Here is a 2,031-nt window from a genome sequence, read left to right on the forward strand (position 1 = left end):
TTTCTGCTGGTAAGGGGGGAGTAAAGTTTGGAATTCTTATTTTAATTCACTATATTAAGTAAATTGGAAGAAAATTTAAACATAGAAATAACGTATAAATCTCGTCTTCTCGATTCTAAAATAGAACAAGCTAAAGTATTTAAATTATGGAATTAAGCAAGCATAGCAACTGTGTTACCGACTCGTCAGTCAGCAACATCAAACACGGTTAATCAAGCGCATTGCAGCAAGCGTAGGGTGTGTGCCCTTGGGCACGCACGCGTTATTTGAATTTTTGCCGCTGCGTGCGTGGCTATCGCCACACACCTTTGTATGTTGAAACCGATGTACCATAGCAACCAAACAGGTTATCTGCCTCTGTACGCACCCTGGGATTTTTTAACATCCGTATCGTAGCCAAACGAGCAGATAACCAACCATCACCACAACCGAACAGTTGCTACACATTACACATAAAGTTGTCAGAGCCTTTCACATTCAAACCTTTGTGTCATGCCCGGGCTTGGTCTAAGCATCTTTTTGTTTTAAAGGAAACGGCAGATATTCGAGCAGGAGTTCAAACCGTTTCTTTCACCGCGCTGTGCAGCAATTTCCCGCCCATCAAGCCAAGCAGAATGCCTGCGGTTTTATCCACATAAAAAGCGACTTTGCCGAAGGCGCGGCGCACTTTGTGTTGCGAGAGCACGAATATAATCATCGCATCCCATACGAAAACCAACAACACCATCCATACGCCCAAGGCAATGGTAAGCCCCATGCTGATTTGCGGGGTCAGCACCACCGAAAACAAGCTTAAATAGAAGACAATGTTTTTCGGATTGGACAGGCCCGAGGTGATGCCGAGGAAAAACTCCGCCCAAAAAGACGGTGTTGCTTTTTGCTGAGCATCCTGCGGTGTTTGCGTGATAAAGGCGTAATCGCTGCGTTTGGCGCGCAATGCGCCGTATGCCACATAGAGCAAAAAAACGCCACCTATGATTTTCAAGAGAAACATCAGCCATATGGAATGGGCAATTGCCGCACCCACACCGACCATGCACAAAACAATATAGATGCCGTTTGCCAAGGCGATACCCAAGGCCACACCGACTGCACGGCGGCGGTTGTTGCGCAGGGCGCTGCGGATGACGAGTAAAAAATCCGGCCCGGGGCTGATTAAGGCCAAGAAATGTGCGGCGACCACAGTGGCGATAATGACGGCGCTCTCGTTCATGTTGGTTCTCCGGAGTTTTCAAGCAATTGTAAATATTATGCTTGTTGATCTCGAGGGAAAAGGAATCTGTAGAAGTTGCGTATCCTGAAAGCACAACACGGTAGGTTGGATTAACCCCCAATATTACTGGAAACCATCTATGCGTTGGGTTTAACAACCCAAGCTACGCTTGCTTTATTTTATAGTTCGGCATGGTTTTATCGTTTGCCGGTTTTTGTCGGGCATCAATGCCCGACCTACTATTCAGGACGGTTGCTGTGCCAGCAAAGCTTCGTCGATTTCATCGGCGCGTCGGGCGGCAGGGCGCTGTTGGTGACGTTCGGCAAAAGCCGCAAAGGCCGGGCGCGGCTCCAATAGTTTGAACTGCAAATACCAACCGACATAAGCGGCCACCAGCAAATCGGCGGCGGTGAAGCTGCTGCCGGCCAAATATTCGCGGTCTTTCAACGCGGCTTCCAGCGTGTCGAGCAGGTCTTGCTCGGTGCCGAAACCGGCCATCTCGGGCTTGGGCAGGGCTGCACCGCTGGCCTTGGCCGTCATCAACTGCTCCAGCGGGGCCATAAAGCTGATCCAGCGGTAATAACTGCAGCGCTCGGGGCTGCCCACGGGCGGGGCGAGTTTTTTCTCGGGCACGAGGTCGGCCAGATACAGGCAGATGGCGGCGGTTTCGGTAATTACCGTGTCGCCGTGTTTGAGTGCGGGCACTTTGCCCATGGGGTTGACGGCACGGTATTCGGGCGCTTTCATGGTGGTGCCGTAGTCAAGCAGCACGGTGTCGTAGGGCAGGCCGGTTTCTTCCAGCATCCAGCGGGCGACGC

At 51.0% G+C, this 2,031-nt stretch carries 2 protein-coding genes; both read right to left on the reverse strand.

Going from position 1 to position 2,031, the window contains the following annotated elements:
* Positions 1 to 556 precede the first annotated feature (556 nt).
* The gene (locus Q4C79_RS13130; RefSeq protein ID WP_303091466.1) at positions 557 to 1,213 is read right to left on the reverse strand and encodes a LysE family translocator; all 657 of its coding nucleotides are present in this window, start codon (positions 1,211 to 1,213) and stop codon (positions 557 to 559) included.
* Positions 1,214 to 1,456: 243 nt separating this feature from the next.
* The coding region (locus Q4C79_RS13135) for a glutathione S-transferase family protein (RefSeq protein ID WP_303091467.1) at positions 1,457 to 2,031 on the reverse strand (575 nt) is incomplete at its 5' end.

Origin of the sequence: Neisseria sp. (genome assembly GCF_030523955.1) — a bacterium.
In the GTDB taxonomy this organism is placed as follows: Bacteria; Pseudomonadota; Gammaproteobacteria; order Burkholderiales; family Neisseriaceae; genus Neisseria.